We start from the raw sequence: 23,454 nt of genomic DNA, 5'->3' as shown, positions 1-23,454 counted from the left end.
TTTTCTCTCATCGAAGAATGTCCCTTTTCTCACAACTTTCTTGAACTGGTGGATGAAGAAGCGGGGGACGCGCCGTCAGGGCCATCCTGCCGATCCGGAACCCTCTGAATGGAAGGCCTGCTCGTGTCGTCAAAACCGAAGATCAAAGAGTTGCTCGTCGAGAGCGCCTGCGAACACAACAAGGGCCACAAGAAAGGACCCTGCAACACGCCCACGCCTGGGGCCACCACCGGCGGTTGCGCCCTCGACGGCGCGCAGATCGCCCTGTTTCCCTTCGCCGACGCCGCCCACTTGATCCATGGCCCCATGTCCTGCGTCGGCGGGGCCTGGGAGACGCGTCTGACCCCGACGAGCTGGCCCGGTCGCGACCTGACCCAGACCGGCTTCGCCACCGACATCAACACCAACGATGTCGTCTTCAGCGGCGAGAAGAAGCTGGCCGAGGCGATCGACCATGTCATCACGCACTATGCGCCCGAGGCCGTCTTCGTCTACTCGACCTGTGTCACCGCGCTGACCGGGGATGACATCGACGCCGTCTGCAGGCAGGGCAGCGAGAGACACGGCACGCCCTGCGTGCCGGTGCATGCCCCCGGCTTCGTCGGTGCCAAGAATCTGGGCAGCCGCATCGCCGGGGAGGCGGTGCTGCGCCACCTGATCGGGACCAAGGAGCCGGCGGACACCACCCCCTTCGACATCAACCTGATCGGTGAGCACAACAATACCGGCGAGCTGTGGCGTTACCGTCATCTGCTCGAGGAACTCGGCATCCGCGTGCGCTCGACCTTCAGCGGCGACGGTCGCACCGCCAGCATCCGCACCGCCCATCGCGCCAAGCTCAATGTGATCGTCTGCGCCAAGTCGCTGATCTCCATGACCCGCAAGATGGAGCAACAATATGGGATTCCCTGGATCTCCTGCTCCTTCTACGGCATGACCGATACCTCGAACAGCATCCTGGCCATCGCCGAGGCGCTGGGCGATGCCGACCTGATCGCCCGCACCCGCGCGCTGATCGCCCGCGAGGAGGCGCGACTGGAGGAGAAGCTGATCCCCTACCGGGCGGTCTTCGCCGGCAAGAAGGCGGTGCTCAACACCGGCGGCAACAAGTCCTGGTCGATCGCCTCGGCGTTGCAGGACCTGGGCATCGAGGTGGTGGCGACCTCGGTGCGCAAGTCGACCGAGGCGGACAAGGCCAAGGCGCGCCAATACCTCGGCGAGAACGCCATCCTGATGACCAGCCCGGCGAGTCAGCAGGCGCAGGTGATCGACGACACCGGGGCCCATCTGCTCCTGGCCGGCGGTCGCTCGCTCTATACCGCGATCAAGAAGCGGATCGCCTTCACCGACGTCAATCAGGAGAAGAAGAAGAGCTACGGCGGTTACGACGGGCTCCTGGTCCTCGCCGAGGACCTCAAGATCTCACTGCAGAATCCGGTCTTCGAACTGGTCGACAGGAAGGCACCATGGCAGAAGTAAGACGCAAGACGGGCAAGCCGTTGCAGGTCAACCCGCATAAACTCTCGCAGCCGATGGGCGCGACCCTGGCGTTCCTCGGCGTCGACCGCTGCATGCCGCTGATGCACGGCGCGCAGGGCTGCGCCAGTTTCACCAAGGTGATGTTCACCCGTCACTTCTGCGAGCCCATCGCCCTGCAGACGACCGCCGTGACCGATGTGACGGCGGTGCTGGATGGCGGCGACTACAGCATCACCGAGTCGATCAAGAACATCGGCGACAAGGTCTCCCCGGCGTTGATCGGCGTGCATACCACCGGGCTGACTGAGACCAAGGGGGACGATCTTCGCGGCGTCGCCAGCAAGATCGAGGCCCCCCTGGTCTATGTGAATACCCCCGACTACCAGGGCGGGCTGGAGAGCGGCTGGACCCTGACCGTCCAGGCGCTGATCGACCAGCTCACCGAGCCGTGCGAGCGCACCGACGCGCGCAAGGTCGTCCTGGTCCCCCACGTCAGCATGCAGCCGATCGAGGTGGAGAAGCTGCGGGAGTTCATCGAGGCATTCGGCTTCGAGGTCGTCGCCGTGCCCGATCTGTCCTCTTCCCTCGACAATCACCTGGGGGAGAAACAGGCGTCGCTGAGCGGTGGCGGGGTGACGGTTGCCGAACTCGAGGGGTTGGCGGACGCGGGCGCGGTCGTCACCGTCGGGGCCTCGGTCAAGCCCGTCGGCGCGACCCTGCAGAAGAAGAATCCGGCCATCCGGCATCGACACTTCGACCATGTGAGCGGTCTGGTCGGGACCGACGAGCTGGTCGCCTGGTTGCTCGAGACGAGCGCTCGGGACACGCCCCCGGCGGTGGTGGAGCGCTGGCGCAAGCGCCTTCAGGACGCCATGCTCGACAGCCATTTCTCCATCGGACAGACCCGCTTCCTGCTGGTCGCCGAGCCCGATCACCTGGCGGCCATGGCCGCCTCCTTGCGCGAGGTGGGCGGCAAGGTCGCCCTGGCGATCGCCACGGTCGACTCACCGGTCCTCGGCGCCATCGAGGCCGATCGGGTGATCGTCGGAGACCTCGAGGATGCCGAGCACCTGCGCGACGACTACGACATCATCATCGGCAACTTCCACACCGAGGCCCTGGCGCATCGCGTGGGGAAGCGCGCGGTGATGCGCGGCTTCCCCAACTATGAGGAGATCGGCAGCGCGCTGAAGAATGACGTGCTCTACGAGGGCGGGGCCTACTTCCTCTTCGACATCGCCAATGCCGCCGAGCGGATGCGCGAGTCGGAGGTTCACCACGCGCGTGAACGGATCAAGCAGCAGGGGGCCGCTGCCTGACGCGCGATCCCGTCACCAAACGCGCGGTTCATCCGATGGGGCGCGGGCCTCGATCGGGTGAGCCGCGCGGTGAGATCCGCTGCTGGCGCCGTGATCTGCTGATCGCGGCGCCAGATCGAGCGGGGCAGGGCAGCGCCCGATTGCGAAACCTCAGCGTAAGACCGCCCGAGAAGCGCCGATAATCCCGACAAGAATCATTGCTCCGCGAAGCGGCCGCTGCTCGCCCCATGGTCGAGCGCGCCAGCAGGCAGATCGCGCTTGAAGTCGTACCCGCTTGGGTCCGCTTGCCCGATTCGCATCGCCCCTCCTCACCAACCTCGTACCCGCGCAGTCTCACCCATGACCACCAGGATGCCCCCATCTGTCCTCCCGCTCGGCACGCTGCTCGTCGGCCTGCTGTTCACCGGCGCGAGCCTCGCCGCGCCGCCCGCCACCGACACCAACGCGCTGGGCATGACCTTCCGCCTGATCCCGGCCGGCAGCGTCCAGATGGGCTGCGATACGACCCGCCAGCGCTGTGACAAGGGCGAGCAGCCCGTGCACCGCGTCACCATTGCCCAACCCTTCTATCTGGCCGAGACCGAGGTCACCCAGCGGCAATGGCAGGCGGTGATGGGTGAGAACCCGTCCCACTTCAAAGACCCGGACAACCCGGTCGAACAGGTCTCCTGGGAGGACGCCCAGGCCTTCGTGCGCGCGCTCAACCAGCGCCCGGACCTGGGTGGCGGCTATCGTCTGCCGAGCGAGGCCGAGTGGGAATACGCCACCCGTGCCGGTGCCCAGACCGACTACTGGTTCGGCGACGGCGAGGACGAACGAGTGCTGAGCCGCCATATCTGGCACGTCTTCTCCTCGCGCGAGCAGCCCCATCCGGTGGCCAGCAAGCCGGCCAACCCCTGGGGACTCTACGAGGTGCACGGAAACGTCTGGGAGTGGGTCGCCGACTGCGCCCACCCAGACTATGTCGGCGCCCCGAGCGACGGCAGCGCCTGGACCCAGGACTGTCAGCGCATGCGCGACGGCACGCCGATGCGCATCGCGCGCGGCGGGGCCTGGTATCTCTATCCCAACGGCGCCCGCTCCGCCTTCCGCTTTCGCTACGGCCCGGACATCCGCCACTATGGCTTCGGACTGCGTCTGGCGCGCTCGGTCGAGACCGAGACGGTGGAGCGATAGCCGAACGCCATCGGGATCGAAACCTGGCCGTCGTCGTTGGATTGGTGTCGAAGGGGCGCCCCCGGACGCGCGGTTGCCGGTCGTTCAGGCCGATGCTCCCGCGGGCGAGGACGAGCGCCCTCAAGCAGCCGTCAGGGATGGGGCGCTGTTGCCGGTGAAGAGCGCCCGAGCACGTCGGACCCCACGCAGATAGCGACATTCGCGCCGTGCCGCGAGCGCCGTCAGCCGCTGCGGTGCGCCGATCGCGGCACCGAACCCCTTGAGCAGGAAACCGGCGTGCTCGACGAAGCGCTCGGGCGCGATACCGAGCCGGGTGAGGGTGTCGGGCAGCTCCGCCGGGATCGACCCGCGCTTGCGTGGATGCAGGGCGCGACCGAGCGAGTCGACCAGGGTCAGGTAATTGTCGAAGGAGAAGGGAATGACGGCGGGGCATTCGGCGGGGTTGCCGAATGGCATCAGCGGGGCAGGTGGCAGACGGTTGAGAGCGGTTTCCCAGAGTTCAGCGCGACGCACGTCTGTCGTGGGTTCCGTGGATGCTGCTGCTGGAGAGGAGGGTGGATGCGATGAGCCTTGCCGGGGCTGTGGCGCCGCTTTTGCTTCATCCCCTTGCAAGTCGGCAATCCGTGCCGCGATCCCGGTGTGTGCGCTCTCCTCCGGCGTCTTCGCGATCCCGGCGCGGATCGGGTTGAGATCGACATAGGCCATCACCGCCAACAGCGCCGTCTCGTCGAGGATCGCCTGCGAGCGAAAGCGTCCCTCCCAGAACCGCCCCCGCACCCCATCCTCCCGATTCGCCGCCCGCGCGATCGACTCGTTCAACACCCGCATGAACCACGAGAGATCCGCCAGCCGCGCCCGGTAGGTTGCGACCAACCCCGCGACCCCATCCAGCTCTGCCTCGGTCATCCCCGCCCGCGTCGCAGGCGACAGAAACCGCTCCACCACCACAGGCCCCCGGAACAGACACCGCCAGCGCCGCAACACCTCGACATCCGACCACCCCGCCGCCCGATCGGCATCGACCCGCACCACCAGATGCACGTGATTGCTCATCACCGCATAGGCCGCCACATCGATCGCGAACACCCCGGCGAGCTGGCGCAACCGCAACTCCACCCACCCGCGCCGATGCTCGAAACTCCGCCCGGTCAGCCGATCGAAGCCACAGAGATAGGCCCGCCGCACGCAGCGGGTGACGACGTGATACCAAGGCGTATCAGACAAGGAGACGAGCGAGGCGCGGGGACGGGTCATGGGGCATCTCCGCTGGAGGTGTTGGGAGAAGCGTAGGAGAGCGCCTTGGGAGCGTCAACGGTAAGTGGGTGTCCTTTGTCCTGCCCTCTTGTTAGATTCCTTCTGCGGCCGCAATCTTGCCCCACAAAATTTCTTCTCTTCGAATACGCCGACCGCGATCGGAAGCGGCTCTCGAAACTGCGTCTGCGTATTCCTCAATCTCCGGATGCGCATCGTCAAATTCTTGATTTCGCGCTTTGTCGATGAAATCTACTACGGCTTCCTGTACACGCTGAGGACTGGGAAAGGATCTGTTTCCGGTTTGCCTGAAATATCGAATCATGCACCCAAATAACGTATAGAAATTACTCTTTGTTTTAAAAAGCATTCGGTTGTTCGCATCATAAATACTCCAAAACAAACCTAATGCAGTAGTAAAGACTGTTTCATAATCTGCTTCACCGGGAAGTTCTTCATCAAACTGCGCGTAGAAATCATCAAGTAGATCTTTTTTGTTGCTGATTCCATGAATCACCAACACTAATAGCTCGCCAATGAATTCAACATCAAGCATTCGCCTAACGTCTCGTGCTGTGAATAGCCCCATTTCTTGGAAAAGTGAATCATCAGCTAGTTTTAACGCAAGATTCTTGAACGCACCCCGGTACTTAGCATTTCTTATTTCTTGGTCATTTAGAGCGATGTTGTTCGTATTCAGTCGTTCGAACAAATCACGGATCTCTGCATCGTTAGTTCTCCGCAAGGACCTCACGACCACCTTGTAGTCCCAGAACGCTTCTTTTTGCTCGTCAGACAAGTCGCGAAAGATCTGACCATTCCAATAGTCGTTATTGGGCAAGCCGAATTCGTTATCGATAAACCGAAATATTGAGGTTAGACGTTGCTGACCATCTACGACGATATATTTTTGACCACCAGTATCCCGATCAGTGACAACATGCACGTAAATCTCGGGAAATGGCAAATTCGAGCAGATGGTTTCCATCAATTCAGAACGCTCGCGCTCGAGCCAAACCGCACGACGCTGGAAATTAGGAGATATTTCAAGCCGATCATTCACGCGATGTTCGTTAAACCAAGAAATGGTTTGTAGGCTCGCTTCGTACTCCATTATATTTTCCTCTTTGCGTTTTCCACACCACGACGGTAATAATCAGCGGCTTCATCAATGCTTTTGAAAAAATACATATTTACATCCCGAAACCCGACCTCACTAATTGAATACCGATCCAAGCTGGTAACAAACTTGAAGCGAAGAGTGTCTTTCATTGATGGGATCCATTTTGGGCATGCAAAACCAGAGTAAACATTTTCCCCATTTCTGCGTAAACTTCTACGCTTACCCGATGGAAGTTCATACCATCTGCTTCTGTGAATAGAGCGCATCCTGTCCCATGTGCTTTCAAATAATTCCTGTGAAATGGATATGACATCGATATCGCTCTGCTGGCAAAATTGTCGGAAGTCCTTGTTTGGATTTAGTGAGTATTTCCAATTTGCTGTACCAGCGCATTGAATCATTGATATTTCTGGCCAGTCAGCTTGTATTTTTGAAAAAAATCGATCTCTCGCCGGTGTATCCGCAAACGCATACGGAAGAGGGTTGTCTAGCCATGCCTCCACAAGTTCAAGGGCTGGAGTACCCCGCACTACTGAGATGAATTCGTCCTTGGTTGCGTACATGCACGAGCCTTTTTGAATCTAACGCCCGAGCTAAGCCGACACCCGCCGCCACAAAGCTCAAAACAAAACCAAAAAAAGCCCGACGGCGGGTGGTCGGCCTTGAGCGACAAGTTATGCATCTCTGTTCAGCAATATACCTAATTGCTTATACATTTCCGTTTTAAAAAATTCGTCATTTGAGTATCCTATTCTAAAATGACGTTCTAACTGCTTCCTACTTACATCACCTGAGTTATTGCTTCCCCATAGTTTTTTAAGGGCTATACCTAATATTTCAACTATATCATGCCCGCTACTAAGATACTTAAAATCCATTAATTTATCTGGGAGTTGCATAGAGATAGCGTCATTCAACTGAGATACATTCATAGTATCAGTACTTTTTGAGTTTATCTGAGATAAAAACTTATTTAAGTCAATATCAAGCGTACGAGGATTTATAAACTTTGAAAAGTCTAATCCATTAAAGGAAAAAGAGAATTTGTTTTTTAAGCTAAAAAACCTAATTTTCCCTATAATTGAAGATGTATTATATATTTTATCTCTAATTAATTTAAGGTTAATTTGCCCAATATGGTTTTTAGGTAATTTATTTTCCGATCCTAGTTCCACTAATATTTTATGAAGAGCCTCTGACTCAAAAAATGATATTTCTACATCTCTAAAATCAGATATAACAATTTTTTCATGATTAATTTCAATCCCTAAATATTCTCTGTAATCTCTATCAACAAATCCAAAAACTCGTTCTGATATATTTTCTTCAATGACTTTTTCTATAACACCAATAACACTTTCCCACCCAATAGCAACTACTAGTTTTGGGTTATTTGGAAGCTCTCTAGTCACAAAAAAGTTACTATCAGTATTTCCTTCTATTATTAGCCAAGGATGAAACTCGGTAGACATATCTATTTCGGTAACAATTTCATCGATTGTCTGAATAAGAGACTCATCCACCTAAAATTCCTCCATCAAGAGCTACTGCCAAATCCCTTCTATTTCCAATTATTTGGGGGGAGTGTGTTGCAATAACAAAAGAATGGCTACCTAACTCAGCTATTCGAGATATATCTGATAGAAATTGTCTTTGCCAATCAACATGAAGTGATATTTCTGGCTCATCTATAAGAAAAAAAGAATTGTCATCTGTTTTAAATATTAGCTCATAAAAAAGCACTATTTGATGCTGTTCACCAGAAGATAGCTCATTTGGTTCTAACCTATTTTTCTTACCCTGAGTTGTTTCAATAACAAACCCATCTTGCCTACTGACTCTAAATTTTTTGTTTCTAAGTTTTGTAGATATAATGTCCAAGAATATCTCAAGCCTAAGTAAAAGATCATCGAATATACTTAACTTTTCATTTATATCTTGAAGATAGAGTGATAAGACCTTTTTTTCTGTAGCTTCAAACACTTTGTCTGGAAGTGATATATTTTTTTCTTGTTCAATAAGACCAGAGTTCATAAGTTTTGCTATTTTATCTTCAGTTTTTTTGTAGTCATCTCGTATTTCCTGCTCAGAAAGCTTTTCATCAAGTCTTAGCGATAATAATCGTTCTGGAAATGATCTGTCTTTAGATTGAGAAACAGCAGCAGACTCTTCTAATTTTTTTGAAATTTTTTCTTTAATTTCCATTGAATATATATCAATTACATCATTAACATATATTTCCTCTCTATGAAGCCTTCTATCTGTATTTACCTTTAGCAAACGTTGAGTTTGAACAAAATGAAACTTAGAGCTTTCTTGATATGCTTGCAGCCATTCAGGACGTTTTTTTCTACTGGAAAAAGGAAATCGATATGAATATTTTTCTAAAACTTCATTGAAAGAGAGCTGTTCATTATCCTTGACATCAATCCAACTATTTGGGCCAACTCTATGGATAGATGAAATATAGTCATCAATATCGCTTCTTGATACTTTTAGTTCTTTCAAGTTTCTTTCGATAGTATAACTTTTAGTTTCTTTTTCATTAATATATAAAAAAAATTGTAGTTTAGGGGTTTCTATTTCTTCATCTTCAAATTTTTTCAATTCGATACTTTTAGATAGATGAATTCGTTCGCCACTTAAATAAAAGAAGTCTACTTCCTCATAGCTTATATTACCAAGTGTCGCCGGATTCCAATCATAAAAAGCAGCTATTAGCTTGAGGAAAGTTGTCTTACCACAACCATTAGGGCCATGTATAAAAGTTACCCCATCCTCGCTTAAATGAATATCATGATTTAAAAAACCAAACAGGTTTTTTACGGATATTCTGCAAATTTTTTTTTCCATGTTAAGTCTCTTAAAAGTTAACTTGATATGTCGTTTTTTGAGCAAATAGTCTCATCACAGTCACTGATTGAGATACATGCATAACAGTTGATTAGACAGAATCCCTAAATATGGCGCTAGACGGATTCTCTAATTTCCGTGCTAGACAGCTTCTGTCTAGCACCGCCCCCATGCCAACTCCGTCCGCCCACGCGACCCGACGATACTCCAGAAATCCCTCGCCAGCACTGCTGCTAGGTGCCTCATACCACCTATTCGAGACAATAAACACGGCTGAGCCCGCAACACTAGACAGAAACTGAACCCTATATCCGGCACCTTACCTCGGACAGACCTTATCACCCCCACCGAGCAATTCGGCATCAGAAGTCTGGGTAAACCTTTACTCACCTCTCAACCTCCCCCCCGCGTAGCCACAATCCCCTCCCGCGCACCCCAAACATTAACATCCTCACGCCCAATCGCAGCAGCCATCAGCCCCGGAAACTGATCCGGAGTACAAGCGAAGGTCGGGATGCCCATGGCGGCGTATTGGCCGGCAATCTGGTGATCGTAGAAGGGCGCCCCCTCGTCGCTCAGGGCCAGCAGGGTGATGAATTCGACGCCGGACGCCTTGATGCTGGCGGCGCGCTTGAGCATCTCGGTCTGGTCGCCGCCTTCGTAGAGGTCGCTGATGAGGACGAAGACGGTGTCGCTTGGGCGTCGAATGAGGCCCTGGCTGTAGGTGAGCGCCCGGTTGATGTCGGTTCCGCCGCCGAGCTGTACGCCGAAGAGCAGGTCGACGGGGTCGTCCTGAAGGGCGTCGCTCATGTCGACGACGGCGGTGTCGAACACCACCAGTCGGGTGCTCAAGGCCGGCAAGGAGGCCATGACGGCCGCGAAGACGCTGGAATAGACGACCGAGGTCGCCATTGAACCGCTCTGATCGACACAGAGCACGACGTCCCGCAGTGAAGAGCGCTTGCGCCCGAAGCCGATGCGGACCTCCGGAACGATGGTGCGTTGCGCGGGCTGGTAGTGCTTGAGATTGGCCTTGATGGTGCGGTGCCAGTCGATCTCCCTGAGCCTGGGCCGACGGTTGCGCACGGCGCGGTTGAGCGCGCCGGTCACGGCCTGACGCATGGGCTGCTCGAGCCGGCGCATCAGGTCCTCGACCACGCGGCGGACGACCTGACGCGCGGTGTCCTTGGTGCGGGCGGGGACGACGTGCTTGAGGGTGATGAGGGTCGCGATCAGATGGACATCGGCCTCGACCGCCTCCAGCACCTCGGGCTCCAGCAGGAGCTGCTCCAGCCCGAGCCGCTCGATGGCGTCCTTCTGCATGACCTGTACGATCGAGGACGGGAAATACTGACGGATGTCGCCCAGCCAGCGGGCCACGTTCGGCGAGGAGCCCGCCAGGCTACCGCGTCGCCCCGCCTGACCGTAGACCGCGTCGAGGCATTGATCGATGCGGACATCCTCGCCTTGCAGGGACAGCCCGATGCCGTCGGATGGCTCGCCGCCCAGGATCAGGCGCCAGCGCCGCTCGCGTGCGTCTTGACTCATTCACCGTCCTCCAGACCGAGCAGCCGAGACAAGAGCGGCAGCGTCGTCTCCGCCCGCACGCGGTCGAACTCGCCGGGATGGTCGTGCGTCGAACCGAGCGCTACGGGTCCGCGTTTGACGCGCTCGCCCATCTGCCGCCGCTCGGCGGCCTCGAAGCTCGAAAAGGTCCGCCGCAGCAGCGGGATGACCTGCATGAAGGTCTCCTCGGGGAGCTGGCACACCCATTGGTCGACGAGCTGCCAGAGGGCGTGGTCGTGGATCAGGAGCTGACCGCTGTCGCGCAGAAAGCCGTCCAGCCAGGCGGCGGACTGGCCGGGCGCGTTCCCCCTCGACAAGGCCAGACCGAGCTGGCGGGCGGCGTCTTCCTCGTCCATCGCGCCGGTGTCGAGCAGCAGCCGGCAGCAGCGCCCGCGAATGATGCCCTGCAGGCTCTGGGTGTCGGCAAGCTGGCTCAGGGTGTGCTGCCACTGGGCTTGGAGGCGCGTGTCGTCGAGGAGCCGGAGCCCCTCGTGGACGCCTTGGATGTGCTCGAACAGGGTCTCCGCTGCCTCCTCGTTGAGGCCGCTGCAGGCATTGGGGAGGCCGATGAAGATGCGCGCCAGGAGGCCGTCCAGGAGCGTGTCGACGCGCTCGATCGCCGTCTTGCGGACATCCCCGTAGCGGGCCAGCCGGGCCAGCTCCGGGACGGCCTGCATCAGCACCAGCACGTCGGCGGCGAGCGCCGCTCGGGCCTGGAGCTGTTCGATGACGGGCTCGATGGCCTCGCCCAGATCGGCGAGCAGCGCCTGGCGCGCCAAGGCCGCCAACTGGCCGATGTCCTCGCGCCGACGCGCCTCCTGGACGACCGCCGTCGTCGCCGCCTGCGCGATGCTGTTGCCCCAGCGACCGGCCTCGATCAGCGCCACCTCGAAGTCCGGCTCCCACTTGAGCCGCCATGACTCCTTGAAGGTGCCCTTGCCGGCCTCGCGTCCGCCGTTGCGGCCCCAGGGAACATCGAGGAGCCGCAGCCGGTGCAGGAGATGGCTGCGGGCCAGATCGTTCGGCTTGCGCAGATCGAGCACCAGTGACTGATCGTTCGCGCTCGGCTTGAGCCGCAGCCGCCGCTGCTGGGCGCGCAGGTCCTCCTGCAGCGGTGTCGCGGGCGTCGACTCGGGTACCTGTCCCAGCCGCTCGCCGACGATGAGACGCGCCTGGATGAGTTGCATCGGCGCCGACTCACCGAAGAGCATGACGGTCTGGGTCGCGTCGTTGAGTTCGGCGAGCGAGGGCAGGGGACGAGCACGCATGGCCGCCAGCGTCTCGGCGAGACGCACGGACTCGATGACATGAGCGCTGGAGATGTCGAGCCCCTCGGCCCGGAACGCCTGGGCGACCTTGATCAGCCAGGGGGTCGCGACGTCGCCGGACCGGGACCAGAGGTGATCGTACCAGCCGGGCGACCCGATCCCGGCACCGTAACCGCTGTGGTAGCTCAGGCGCCCATAGGTCCAGGGAACCCAGGTCGCGGTCGTCTTGACCTTGGGCAGGCCCTTGAGGAGCCGGTTGTCCTCGCTCTGCTTGGGGCGCTGCTCCAGCGCCGGGACGTGCCAGGCGCCGCAGACGACGGCGATGCGCGCAAAGCCCTCTTTCTCGGTCGCGCGCAGGATCTTGCGCATGGCGGCCTCGCGATAGCGCTCCAGGATCGGCGGGGCCTGCGCAAGCTCCCCCTCGACCTGCTCGCGCAGCGCGGTCATGACGGTGCGGATGCCGTCGAAGAGCGACTCGGTGTCGCGACGCTCCTCGACCATGTGCTCCCACCAGCGCTCGCTGTCCTCGTAACCGGCGGCCTGCGCGATCAGCGCGAGTGGATCGCCGCGCCAGGGCTCTGCTGGCTCGGCGCTCGGCTCGGCCCCGTCATCCTCCGCGGATGATGCGTCCGGTGCAGTGCGCTCCGCAGACTCCTCGCGTTCTCGGCGCCGGAGCGCAATGCGATTGGCGAGCGGCAGGTCCATGAAGCGGATCGGGAGGTCGCGCCCCAGGGCGTAGTGGATCGCCTGCCACTCGGGCGAGAAGCGGGCGAAGGGATAGTAGGAGGCGTCGCTCGGGTCGTCCGGCGCATAGACCAGCATGGCGACCGGCGGGCGCATCCGGGCGTGTCCGGCCAGCGCGACCAGCGCATCGCCTTCCGGCGGGCCCTCGATCAGGACGATGTCGGGCGCCAGACGCTCAAGGGCGTCGAGCAGACTGCGCGTGGAGCCCGGACCATGGTGTCTGACCCCGAAGACATGGGTGCTCATAGCACCTCGCGACAGGCCCGATAGAGATCCTTCCAGTCCGAGCGCTCCTTGACGACGGTCTCCAGGTACTCCTGCCAGACGACCTTGTCCTGTACCGGATCCTTGACGATCGCGCCGAGCAGCCCGGAGGCCACGTCGCCCGCGCGCATCTGGCCGTCGCCGAAGTGCGCGGCCAGCGCCATGCCGCTGTTGACGACCGAGATCGCCTCGGCCGTGCTCAGGGTGCCGGAGGGCGTCTTGAGCTTGGTCTTGCCGTCGGCGGTCATGCCCTGGCGCAGCTCGCGGAAGACGCTGACGATGCGCTGGATCTCCTGCAGCGCGGGCGTCTCGACCGGCAGCTCCAGCGCGCGCCCGAGCCGCCCGACGCGCCGCTCGACGATCTCGGTCTCTTCCTCCAGGGTCGCCGGCACCGGCAGCACCACGGTATTGAAGCGGCGCTTCAGAGCGCTCGACAGCTCGTTGACGCCCTTGTCGCGGTTGTTGGCGGTGGCGATGACGTTGAAGCCCTTGCGGGCCTGTACCTCGGTATTGAGTTCCGGCACGGGGAGCGTCTTCTCGGACAGGATGGTGATGAGACTATCCTGCACGTCCGCCGGGACGCGGGTCAGCTCCTCGACCCGGACCAGGGCGCCGTGCTCGAGGGCGTGCATGACCGGGCTCGGCACCAGCGCGGCCCGCGAGGGACCGTCCGCGATCAGCCGCGCATAGTTCCAGCCGTAGCGCAGCGCCTCCTCGCCGATCCCCGCCGTGCCCTGAACCACCAGGGTGGAATCGCCCGAGATCGCCGCGGCCAGGTGCTCGGAGACCCAGGACTTGGCCGTCCCCGGGAGCCCATAGAGCAAGAGGGCACGATCGGTCGCCAGCGTCGAGATGGCGATCTCCATCAGCCGGGCCTGACCGATGTACTTGGGGCTGATCTCGACCCCATTGCTCAGCGTGCCGCCCATCAGGTAGGTGCGCACGGCCCAGGGCGAGAGCGCCCAGTTGGGCGGCCTGGGATGCTCGTCGACCGCCTTGAGCGCCTCGATCTCGTGGGCGAACTCCTGCTCGGCGTGCTGGCGCAGGATGGCTTCGTTGGGGCTTTGGGTGCTCAAGGCGTACCTCGTTGGTCTGATTCGATGCGCGCGGACTCGATGGCCTGGATCATATCGTTGCGAAACCTCAGGGTGTCGAGCATCTCGGTGGCGATCCTCTGCCACGGGGAGGACGCCTGAAGGTACGGCCCAAGGCCCTGTTCCATGGTCTGATAGCCGCCCGGATCGAGGTGCGCCGCAACCTGACGGAGGGTGGCGTAGCGGGCATAGTTGGCGTCCGGCGTCTGCTCGCGGAACAGCTTGAGACAGGCCTGGCGCACAACCGCCGAAAAGGACGGACTCCAGCGGTGCCCGAGATGACCGAGCCGATCGAAGGCCCGCTTGAACGGCTCGTCCGTGCTCGGCATGGCGAGCGACGAGGTCAGCGCGTCCTCCTGCTCCGAGGGGGGCAGGATCGCCCACAACGCGACATCGGCGTCGGCGTCGACCGTCCCCGCGATCAGCGCACGCGCCCATGCGCCATTGCCGAAATGCCGGGTGGCGCGCCGCCAGCCCGCCAGCAGCGTGCCCTGCCACGCGTGCCCCTCGACCATGCGGAGGATCTCGGGGGCGGAAAGCTGCCAGCGTTCGACCCAATGGTCGGGATCGACCAGCCCCAGCAGTTGCTCCAGCCACCAGGCCTTGCGTCCCATCCCCTTGGGTGGTTTCTCGTGGATGCCGATCGTCGTCCAGGCGCTGTCCCAGTCCTCGGGCAGGGTGACGCTCAGCTCGCCCTTGCGGCCCTTGAGCTGCCCCATCAGCCCGGTCCTGGAGTCGAACCCGAGCCAGCCATCCAGCAGCTCCACCGCCCGTGTCCGCACCGTCGAGCCGGGGATTCGGGCCAGGAGTCCAGCGGCATCGCCGCGCACGTCCTTGCTGCGATCCGCGAGGGCGGACTCCAGGAAGGCCACATCCGTCGGTCCCGGTGCGTCGCTCAAGACCCCCAGCAACTTGCGTCGCTCACGGGCACCTTCCTGTGACCAGACGGCGACCAGCAACTCGACGGCCTGTGCGGGAGCCTCGCGGCGCGTCTGGGCCAGATAGGCCAGTCGCTGCTCCGATGTGCCGGTCTCCCACAGCGCCGCGTCGAGCCGCCCGAGATCCGCGACGCTCAGCAGGGACTCCCACTCCGGGCTCTGTCCCGCCAGCCACAGGCCCTTTGCGCCGATGACGGCGATGATCGCCCGCCGCAGGTCGGGACTGCGCGAGGCCAGTCCCAGGAGCGTCGGAATGCTGGACTCCGGGGCACGCAGCCGGTGCTCGGCGAGCAGCGCCAGCCATTCGGGGAACAGGGTCTTGAGCCGATCGTCCTGGAGCAGGAGACGCAGATGCCGGGCGCTGCCGAGGGCGGGGCGTGGGTCCGGCTCGGCCAGCGATGGCGCAGCCGATGCGAGCCGAGCCGGCAAGCGCCCGGCTTGGACGAAATTGCCCACGACCGCCGAGCAGCGCAGCAGCTGGACCGGGGCGTCCGTCTCTTGGGCCTGCAGGCCGGACAAGAGCGTCCCGAGTGCATCGGGCGCATCCCAGGTCCGGGTGCCGCGCTCGGTGCCGAGCAGCGCGGTGCGCGTGAGGTCGTTCCAGAGCTCGATCACGACAGCTCCATGTGCAGTGCGTGAAAGCCCTGGAGACGCGCCCCGTCGGCGATGGTCAGCGGGAAGAAGGCGTCTCCATCCCATTCGCCGAACAGTTGCACGGGCGCGCCGCCGCCCATGGCCAGCAGCTCCCAGCGCAAGGGGAAGTGGGGCGCGAGCGGGATCTGTCGGTGCGCCGCGTCGATCAGCAGCCAGTGCTCGTCCACCTTGACCGGGGTCAGGTCGCGCAGAGCGGCCGGAATCCGCTCCAGCCAGGGGGTCGCGGCCAGACGCTCGGCATAGGTGCGGTAGAGTCCGTCGAGCCCGTCGCCTGCGGCGATCATGGCGTTCGGCTGCGCCGGTTCGATCCCCTGCTGTGTCTTCAGGAGCGCGCGAACCGGCCAGGTCGCCGGATAAAAGGCCAGCTCACCCTCGATACCGACGCCCTCCGGCGGCGTGATCGGCAGCACGGCGCCGGCAACCGCGAAATCCAGCAGCAGCGCCCAGCGTTGGGTGCGCTCGCCGCGCAGCCAGGTGCGCTGGACCTGGAGACGATCCGTGTCGCTGGTCCACTTGCCCATGACCCGCCAGATATCGGCGACGCCGGGCTGGGTCAGGACCGTCTCCTTGGCCAGGGGGATGCCAAGCAGCTCATCGAGATCCGCCCGGACCGGCTCCGGCAGCGTCTCGCGGCGCTGACAGGCGTCCAGAATCAACTGTAGACGCGACAATGCCTGCAGGGCGGTGCCCTGCCACTGCTCGGAGCCATAGCGCGCCTCCTGGCAGCGGCGGAGCCAGCGCGCCAGGCCCGGGATCTGCGCATCGACCAGCCGTGCCGCCATGTGATCCCAGGACTCCTGCTCCATGGTGCGAGCCAGGCCCTGGCGCAGGGTATCGGCGAGCCAGCGCTGCAGCTCGTCGAGACCCGCCTGCATCTTCTCCTCGCGCTGATCGCGGCGCTTCGCCTGTGCGACGGCACGGCGCTGCGCGGTGGCCGGGTCGACCGGCTCGGCCGTCTTGGTCTTGCCTCGCGCCTCACGCTCCGAGCGCGCCTCGCGCTTGTCCAGCCATTCGGCGACCCATTGGGGCGGGGCATCCGTGGCGAAGGCCGAGGCGGACGCGGCATGGGCCAGGGCGAGCCCAAGGCTGTGCTTGCAGGGGAACTTGCGGCTCGGGCAGGAGCACTTGAAGGCCGGGCCGGCGGTGTCGATGCAGGTCTGATAAGGCGTGCTGCCGCTGCCCCTGATCTCGCCCCAGATCAGCCGTTCCGTCTGGCCAAGGCGCTGCCACTTCGCGGCGCTCGCCAGCTTGCGACCCGCGGCGATGGACGCGGTGTCGGGCGCCATGCCGCTGACCTGCTCAATCGTCCAGGGGGCCGCCATCGCCGCGCTAGCCCGGCACGTCAGTCAGAGCCTGGAGTCCCATTCCGGGGTCCACGAAGACGCGTGCGGCGAGGGTCTGGCTTCGAGGTGCGTTCATCGAGCGGGGGATCCTTGATCGTGAGGGCGCATCGGGCGCGCAAGCAGCGACGGGGCGACAGCCGTGGGCCGCAAGCCGCGATCCGTCGGCTTCGCGACCGGTCGCGTCCCGACTCTAGCAGCCGGGGGCAGGAGGGGGAAGAGCGACTTCAAGCTGATAAGTGGGTGTCCCTTTATCTCCTACGCCGCCAGCATACCCGGCTATGTTCGCTATTGGTCATTCGTTCTTCTGGAGGCTTGATAACCACAAACCACCGCCTGTCAATATAAGCCCTGAAAGGCGACTTGTGTAAAATTTCGCCCTATGTGAATAAATGGATCTTCCGCCATAACCCGCAGACACTGCATAAAGAGTATCAAATGCGATAGCGATGGATAGATATGTAAATGCCAGAACAATAAATTGGAAGTTTGTCGGCAGTGTAGGGTCAATAAACTGAGGGATGAATACAGCTAGGAGCGCAAGGCTTTTCGGATTTGCCAAACCAACAAAAAAGCCACGCTTTAAGGATTCACTGTTGGTGATTTCTCTTTCTGGATGGTTTGCAGTAAGCCACGCTTTAATGCCGAGATAAACTAGATAGGCCGCCCCTACCATTCTAAGCAGATCAAATGCAAAGCCATATGCTGATATAAGCCATGCCAAGCCTGCGACAACCATGGCAATCTGAATAACTTGAGCAACTGTAGTGCCTAGAACCACCATTAAACCCGCACGGACACCTTTTGTTGCGGCGGTTGCTACGATTAGCGTGATATTGGGACCCGGAATTGTGCATATGACTGCAGTGGCCGCAATAAATGCAAAAAATAGTTCGGTATTCATTGATCATGGCTCCAGCAATGCTCACCAGTGAACTTTCGCATATTTGGTAAATGGGTGTCCCTTACCTTTACTACGACCGTTCGCGTCCCGACTCTAGCAGCCAGGGTCGGGAGGGGGAAGAGCGACTTCAAGCTGATAAGTGGGTGTCCCTTTATCTTCTGCCGTTGACCTGCTCAACAGTCCAGGGGGGCGCCATCGCCGCGCTAGCCCAGTACGTCAGTCAGAGCCTGGAGTCCCATTCCGGAGTCCACGAAAACGCGTGCGGCGAGGGTCTGACTTCGAGGTGCGTTCATCGAGCGGGGGATCCTTGATCGTGAGGGCGCATCGGGCGCGCAAGCAGCGACGGGGCGACAGCCGTGGGCCGCAAGGCCCGCGATCCGTCGGCTTCGCGACCGGTCGCGTCTGGACTCTAGCAGCCAGGGTCGGGAGGGGGAAGAGCGACTTCAAGCTGATAAGTGGGTGTCCTTTACCTACGCAGTACGTCAGTCAGAGCCTGGAGTCGCATTCCGGAGTCCATGAAGACGCGTGCGGCGAGGGTCTGGCTTCGAGGTGCGTTCATCGAGCGGGGGATCCTTGATCGTGAGGGCGCATCGGGCGCGCAAGCAGCGACGGGGCGACAGCCGTGGGCCGCAAGGTCCGCGATCCGTCGGCTTCGCGACCGGTCGCGTCTCGACTCTAGCAGCCGGGGGCAGGAGGGGGAAGAGCGATCTCAAGCTGATAAGTGGGTGTCCTTTACCAGGTATTACCAGGAACTCGGGTACTCAACAAGCCCAGCTATCGCAAGCGCAACGTCATCGAGCGGCTGTTCGGCTGGCTCAAGTCCTGTCGACGCATCGCCACCCGTTACGACAAGTTGGCGACCAGCTTTTCGGCAATGTTCACGCTTGCTTTTATCCGCAGATGCCTCAGGCATTAGTTTTCGTAAAAAACGTAGCAGCCGGGGGCAGGAGGGGGAAGAGCGACCTCAAGCTGATAAGTGGGTGTCCTCTTTATCTCTCGGCATTTTCCTTGTTAGCGTATCTTTAGCCAGGCCATATTCATATTTTCAAAAAGAATAAACCAATCCGGCACATACTCAGATTCTGTCTTTGTGCTCTCATAGAGTGGGCGAAATGCATCTTCCCAATCTGAATATTGTCTTGCAAATAGCTTTATTGCCATCTTCTTTGATACTCCCCCTTCCATTTTGAGAAGGCACAATGACATCCAAAAATAGATTACCTTTGCCAAATCGTCATAAATATCTGGGCTTTCGCCGTGTGTAGACATAAGTTGCTCAAAAGATATTTGATTATCCTTGTAGTCGCCATTTAGAAATTTCCAGGCTCGATTTCTTGCGCCTAGCAAATCAATGGAATTGTAATGCCGAAACATATCCAAAGTATTCTTCATGTTCTCGGAGCGCCGTGAAACTAGCCGTGTAATGATGACACTCACAAGCGCAACAAGGGAGTAAGTAATGAAATTATCCAGGGATACTGGCATTAAGCTTCTCCTTTCGACGCTAACGACAAGCTTAACCCGATCACTTCACTGCATAGCGAAGCGCGGCAGTAAAGTGGTCGAGTAAAGGTCTTGTTAGGCCTCGCCGCCTTCACGATCTCTGTGAAGTTTAATTTCAAGCTCAGTGTATCGAGCTTGAGAAAGACTCGCATCCAACTGAGGGGCTGCTTTATTCTTTAGCCATTTTTTAAGTTGCGCAGATTGAACGTATCCATAGACAAAGCAGCTTGTTCCGTCAAGCTGTAAACCTTTACCAAGGGGTCGATTTGCTGACCCGCATGCGTAGTTATATCTTCAACAAACGATAGTGCCCTGACCGATAGGTTTCGATAAGATCAGAATCTCTTGCTTTAAGGATGAAGAAGATGTATCTGACATGTCCGCAGTGTCACTCCAACCATGTGACCAAAAATGGATTCAACCGGCTGAAAAAGCAGTTGTACAAGTGTCAAGATTGCGGTCGCCAGTTCGTTCTCCATCCTGCCAAGGGCCCGGTTTCTCAGGAAACCCGCGAACTGATCGATCGGTTGCTGCTGGAAAAAATCTCCCTGGCCGGAATTGCCCGTGCGGTGAAGGTCTCCGAGGCCTGGCTGCAGAACTACGTGAACGAGAAGTACAAGAAGGTCCCTCGTCAGGTCGCGCTAAAAAAAACACCACACCCTACGGAGTAATTCTGGAGTGCGACGAACTGTGGTCCTTTGTCGGAAAACGCCTGAACAAACAATGGATCTGGCTCGCCATGGATCGCCTGACCCGGCGTATCGTCGGGGTCCATGTTGGCGATCGTACGGAGCGCTCCGCACAGGCTCTGTGGGATTCCATCCCAGCGCAATATCAGACTTCCGCTCCCGTCTACACAGATTTCTGGAGCGCCTATGCGCGGATCATCCCGGCACACCGACATTACCCCAGTGCGAAGTCACAAGGGGAAACCAACCACATCGAACGGTTCAACGGTACACTCCGGCAGCGTATCTCCCGCTTGGTGAGAAAGTCGCTCGCGTTCTCGAAGAACCAGGAAAACCATCTGGGTGCACTCTGGAACTTCATTCATCATTACAACGCTACGATGTGCGCGTGATTCATTGCGGGCGAGCCAAAAACATCGAGCGATTCAAAATCCTATCGGTCAGGGCACTACCCAACAAACATAACAATTAGCATTACCAGCGACAAAGCTGTCAAATAAGATTACCGATAAAGACTTGCTGCGCCAGCGCCTCTTAAATCTTCGACTTTAATTCGGGAATGTCTGTTAATCGGCTTCTACTCCACCAATACATGTGTAGACCGCTAGTCCATTTCCCGTTCTTAGAAATGCAATTTGCAACATAAGCGAGACCAAGGCTTAGCATCGCTAGCTCAGCCCGAGCGCCGGATAATGGCTTTTAATTGAAGCTGATAAGTGGGTGTCCTTTACCTGCATGACTCGGAGTCCCGGCGGTTCGCTACAACTTTTCATGGACCTCTCCAATGAGATCTTCCCACGGCCATCTCACTGTAGAAAATTTACGATATAGCAGAAGTTGCCTATCGACGACAGTCACCTCGCCATCTGCCTCATTATAAGCGACAACCAAGCCACGCCCTTCTTCATCAACTTGTAGCCCTTCAAGCTTTTCAAGTATGGAGCGCAGGTTGCCCTTTTGAATTCTGTTTTCCCTTGCGTGGGCCAATTGGTATATGTACTCAAGAGGAATTCCTCTGAGGCACATTTCATCAGGAGCGTCCAATATTACCGCCATCGCATGTGCATAGATCCCTGTGGAATCCTGGCGCCTTCTAATTCCTCCAGCTACACGCTTCGCGAATTGCTGATACAAAGCATTCAACTGGTCAGCATAGTGTAAGGCCGCATTTTGAAGTGCATGCTCATCACTGATTTCAGTGTTGGCGGCAACATTTTCAGTTATTCCTAATGCGTCAAGAGACTTTAATGTGAGTGCTTGTAGAATGCCGGCATTCCCATAGCTCAAGCTTGCAGCGGCATCTTTAAATTTTTCTGCAAAAGTTATTCCCAGTGCTTTTCCGCCTTGATTTAAAACGCGCTTTAGATCTTCGCTTGACCAATATACTGATAACTCCTCTATTCGACCAGATAAATCTGGGTTGAGGTAAATTAGCATGTTGCTTTGGCTCCATACGCCTATTATGATTGCATAAAGGCTGTAGTCCCAAAGCGCTTTCAAATCGAAGGCAAGCTTTTTGCGTTCATCAACCGAAAGATAATGAAAATCTTCTACTACAAGCCGCCTGCCACTTTCTCTAATAAGGTCGGCGACATATCGAAGATCGTTGATATCGTGCCCAACCAACGCCTTGGATTTTTCACCAGTATGGCTTGCTGAGCCGTCAGCGGACAAGTTTCCTGTGAGCCCGAAGACCTTTTCGATTAGACCTTTACCAACGGCGCCTTTGGCCTCGACGCGACCTTCTACTTTGCCGGTAGATTTTTCGCTTACAATAAAGCGAACTTCTAGTTGAGAGAGAGCGTCAATGTAAATATCTATGGCGCCTCGCCCCAATCGACACTGGACAACTAGAGCGTTAGGTATGTTCTTTTGGCGAAGCCATGACTTTCCACATTTAGACTCGCCCTTTAGCGCTATATGTGTGTTTCGATCGAGTAGCTTAGCAATAGTTTCATCTAGATCGCCTCGATCTACATAAGATGCGGGACGCACATCGCTGTTAATCCCGAACACATCAGAGGTTTTATTTTTTGCAAACATTTCCACGGCATCCGTTTTTGTTTTTGGTAAATAGGTGTTCTTTATTTCTCTTTATCTCCGGCTATACGTCGCCATGACCGACTTGCGGAGTATGAAAGCCATGCTGCATTGCGCTCTGGGCGGTTCCGTGAGTTTGCGTCTGGTAATGTCGAAAACTCTCCCACTGCTGCTGGCTAACCGCCATCCCGTAGTTGGTATTGTTCGTGTGATATGTCTTACTCAAATCGGTGTCATTTGTATGTGCTGCAGTTTGAAGTTGAGTGTTGAGCTCGCTCTCACGAACTTTCTTCTCAATCCACGCCTTGTGCGTTTCTTTGTCATACTCACTTTTCAATTCAATGAGTCGTAAGTAAACTTTAAGAATCTCACTATTATCTGGGTAATTATCTATCGCTTTCTCAAGAAATTGTCGACACTTATTAAAATCTTCACTTTTCATCTGGTTTACCTCGGCTTTTGGTTAGGTATAACGGCCAAGTCCCCTGAGATTGTAAGCCCGCTTATTGAATAGGCATAGCTCCGGGCGTTTCTGTGCACATTCTTTGAACGCTTGAAGTGGGACGATGTGCTCGAACGTCTTCTGCAAACGGATGTCCATAGACGATCAGGCTCCCGGGCTGTGGAGTGTTGCGCGAGCCGTGGCTTAGTGAATCAAAGGTTCAAGGACCTTGCGGGCTCGGAATAAAGGGTCGCTTCGACGGGGAATATGATCACACGGGACGTAACTGGTACTCTCTTCATCTGAACCCGCGATCAGTCAACGCCTTCCATGCAGACCGCAATAAACTCCCCCCAAACCCCATTCCCCACCCAAACCTCCCGCATCGGAAACCGCGCCACCTCTTCAGCCTCACCCAACTCAATCCGCCGATACAGATAAACAAACGCACTCACCCGCATGTTCCGCGCGCAGTGCACCCAGACACGCCGGCCCTCTCGCTGCAACGCGCGCAGCAAGACGGAGAAGGTCTGGTAGTCGGAGATCTGCGGTTGTTCCCAGTCGACGGGGATCTGGATGTAGCTCAGCCCGAGCGCGGTGATGTGTTCGGCCTCGCCGGGGAGGGCGTTGTGGGCGGTGGGTGGGGCGAGGTTGATGACGGTGTCGACACCCAGCCGGGGCAGGGCGGCGATGTCGGCCTCGGAGAGCTGGCCTGAGGTCCAGAGCCAGTCGAAGACCTGGTGGGTGTTCTCGGCGTCCACGGCGCTTCGGTCCTTGCACGCCCAGGTTGCTGACCGACGCGGTCCG

At 58.1% G+C, this 23,454-nt stretch carries 19 protein-coding genes and 1 pseudogene; 5 read left to right on the top strand and 15 right to left on the bottom strand.

The genetic code is table 11. The annotated features are described in order from the left end of the window. Nucleotides 1-123: 123 nt before the first annotated feature. The 3 genes from nifE (at nucleotide 124) to MARPU_RS08485 (ending at nucleotide 3,974) form a co-directional block, all read left to right on the top strand. Nucleotides 124-1,479 carry a nitrogenase iron-molybdenum cofactor biosynthesis protein NifE gene (gene nifE, locus MARPU_RS08495; protein ID WP_025275217.1) on the top strand — a complete coding sequence of 452 codons (1,356 nt, stop codon included), beginning with the start codon at nucleotides 124-126 and terminating at the stop codon, nucleotides 1,477-1,479. Next, nucleotides 1,467-2,798 (top strand): nitrogenase iron-molybdenum cofactor biosynthesis protein NifN, encoded by a 1,332-nt coding sequence (nifN, locus tag MARPU_RS08490; protein ID WP_005224110.1) that lies wholly within the window; start codon nucleotides 1,467-1,469, stop codon nucleotides 2,796-2,798. Before nifE ends, nifN begins: the two co-directional genes overlap by 13 nt. A gap of 351 nt (nucleotides 2,799-3,149) precedes the next feature. Next, entirely contained in the window at nucleotides 3,150-3,974 is an 825-nt protein-coding gene (locus MARPU_RS08485) for a formylglycine-generating enzyme family protein (protein ID WP_043762561.1), read from the top strand. A gap of 120 nt (nucleotides 3,975-4,094) precedes the next feature. Here the strand turns inward: MARPU_RS08485 and MARPU_RS08480 are convergent, their stop codons facing one another. The 11 genes from MARPU_RS08480 to MARPU_RS17125 all read right to left on the bottom strand — a co-directional run bounded on the left by MARPU_RS08480 (nucleotide 4,095) and on the right by MARPU_RS17125 (nucleotide 17,973). Further along, on the bottom strand, nucleotides 4,095-5,228 hold the full coding sequence (locus tag MARPU_RS08480; RefSeq protein WP_005224108.1) for a transposase: 1,134 nt from the start codon (nucleotides 5,226-5,228) through the stop codon (nucleotides 4,095-4,097). 91 nt (nucleotides 5,229-5,319) lie between these two features. Beyond that, nucleotides 5,320-6,339 (bottom strand): DUF262 domain-containing protein, encoded by a 1,020-nt coding sequence (locus MARPU_RS17140; RefSeq protein ID WP_005224107.1) that lies wholly within the window; start codon nucleotides 6,337-6,339, stop codon nucleotides 5,320-5,322. Further along, nucleotides 6,339-6,911: a hypothetical protein gene (locus MARPU_RS17580; RefSeq protein WP_156929251.1), complete on the bottom strand. Its 573-nt coding sequence runs from the start codon at nucleotides 6,909-6,911 to the stop codon at nucleotides 6,339-6,341. Before MARPU_RS17580 ends, MARPU_RS17140 begins: the two co-directional genes overlap by 1 nt. Nucleotides 6,912-7,022: 111 nt before the next feature. Further along, a complete protein-coding gene (locus tag MARPU_RS17135; RefSeq protein WP_005224106.1) occupies nucleotides 7,023-7,871 on the bottom strand; it encodes a DUF4435 domain-containing protein in 849 nt (282 codons plus the stop codon). Further along, nucleotides 7,864-9,201 carry an AAA family ATPase gene (locus MARPU_RS17130; RefSeq protein WP_005224105.1) on the bottom strand — a complete coding sequence of 446 codons (1,338 nt, stop codon included), beginning with the start codon at nucleotides 9,199-9,201 and terminating at the stop codon, nucleotides 7,864-7,866. Before MARPU_RS17130 ends, MARPU_RS17135 begins: the two co-directional genes overlap by 8 nt. 393 nt (nucleotides 9,202-9,594) lie before the next feature. Then, a complete protein-coding gene (locus tag MARPU_RS08475) occupies nucleotides 9,595-10,749 on the bottom strand; it encodes a VWA domain-containing protein (RefSeq protein ID WP_005224104.1) in 1,155 nt (384 codons plus the stop codon). Continuing rightward, a complete protein-coding gene (locus tag MARPU_RS08470; protein ID WP_005224103.1) occupies nucleotides 10,746-13,025 on the bottom strand; it encodes a DUF5682 family protein in 2,280 nt (759 codons plus the stop codon). Before MARPU_RS08470 ends, MARPU_RS08475 begins: the two co-directional genes overlap by 4 nt. Continuing rightward, entirely contained in the window at nucleotides 13,022-14,119 is a 1,098-nt protein-coding gene (locus tag MARPU_RS08465; RefSeq protein ID WP_005224102.1) for an ATP-binding protein, read from the bottom strand. Before MARPU_RS08465 ends, MARPU_RS08470 begins: the two co-directional genes overlap by 4 nt. After that, nucleotides 14,116-15,690, bottom strand: a complete 1,575-nt coding sequence (locus MARPU_RS08460; protein ID WP_005224101.1) for a DUF5691 domain-containing protein — start codon at nucleotides 15,688-15,690, stop codon at nucleotides 14,116-14,118. The genes MARPU_RS08465 and MARPU_RS08460 overlap by 4 nt, the downstream gene beginning before the upstream one ends. After that, complete coding sequence (locus MARPU_RS08455) at nucleotides 15,687-17,015, bottom strand: hypothetical protein (RefSeq protein ID WP_232229451.1); 1,329 nt, start codon at nucleotides 17,013-17,015, stop codon at nucleotides 15,687-15,689. The genes MARPU_RS08460 and MARPU_RS08455 overlap by 4 nt, the downstream gene beginning before the upstream one ends. A gap of 349 nt (nucleotides 17,016-17,364) precedes the next feature. After that, nucleotides 17,365-17,973 carry a LysE family translocator gene (locus MARPU_RS17125; protein ID WP_005224099.1) on the bottom strand — a complete coding sequence of 203 codons (609 nt, stop codon included), beginning with the start codon at nucleotides 17,971-17,973 and terminating at the stop codon, nucleotides 17,365-17,367. Nucleotides 17,974-18,742: 769 nt separating this feature from the next. On the opposite strand from MARPU_RS17125, the pseudogene MARPU_RS17120 reads away from it, so the two are divergent. Beyond that, nucleotides 18,743-18,889: pseudogene (locus MARPU_RS17120) on the top strand (transposase); the annotation flags it as partial. Nucleotides 18,890-18,984: 95 nt separating this feature from the next. On the opposite strand, the gene MARPU_RS17575 reads toward MARPU_RS17120, so the two are convergent. Next, nucleotides 18,985-19,458: a hypothetical protein gene (locus MARPU_RS17575; protein WP_156929250.1), complete on the bottom strand. Its 474-nt coding sequence runs from the start codon at nucleotides 19,456-19,458 to the stop codon at nucleotides 18,985-18,987. Between the two features lie 389 nt (nucleotides 19,459-19,847). On the opposite strand from MARPU_RS17575, the gene MARPU_RS17115 reads away from it, so the two are divergent. Then, a protein-coding gene (locus MARPU_RS17115; protein ID WP_156929331.1) for an IS1 family transposase occupies nucleotides 19,848-20,557 on the top strand; the annotation gives its coding sequence in 2 pieces (ribosomal slippage) (nucleotides 19,848-20,126 and nucleotides 20,129-20,557; 708 coding nt in all). A 367-nt stretch (nucleotides 20,558-20,924) separates the two neighbouring features. Here the strand turns inward: MARPU_RS17115 and MARPU_RS17110 are convergent. The 3 genes from MARPU_RS17110 to MARPU_RS08445 form a co-directional block, all read right to left on the bottom strand. Next, a complete protein-coding gene (locus MARPU_RS17110) occupies nucleotides 20,925-22,208 on the bottom strand; it encodes a hypothetical protein (protein ID WP_005224096.1) in 1,284 nt (427 codons plus the stop codon). Between the two features lie 61 nt (nucleotides 22,209-22,269). Next, on the bottom strand, nucleotides 22,270-22,647 hold the full coding sequence (locus MARPU_RS17105; protein ID WP_005224095.1) for a hypothetical protein: 378 nt from the start codon (nucleotides 22,645-22,647) through the stop codon (nucleotides 22,270-22,272). 314 nt (nucleotides 22,648-22,961) lie between these two features. Further along, nucleotides 22,962-23,408: a protein tyrosine phosphatase family protein gene (locus tag MARPU_RS08445; protein ID WP_005224094.1), complete on the bottom strand. Its 447-nt coding sequence runs from the start codon at nucleotides 23,406-23,408 to the stop codon at nucleotides 22,962-22,964. Between the last annotated feature and the right edge of the window lie 46 nt (nucleotides 23,409-23,454).

The sequence above is a fragment of the Marichromatium purpuratum 984 genome (genome assembly GCF_000224005.2).
Lineage (GTDB): Bacteria > Pseudomonadota > Gammaproteobacteria > Chromatiales > Chromatiaceae > Marichromatium > Marichromatium purpuratum.
Note: the sequence above shows the minus strand (reverse complement) of the source record. Positions and strands in the feature narration are given on the sequence as shown.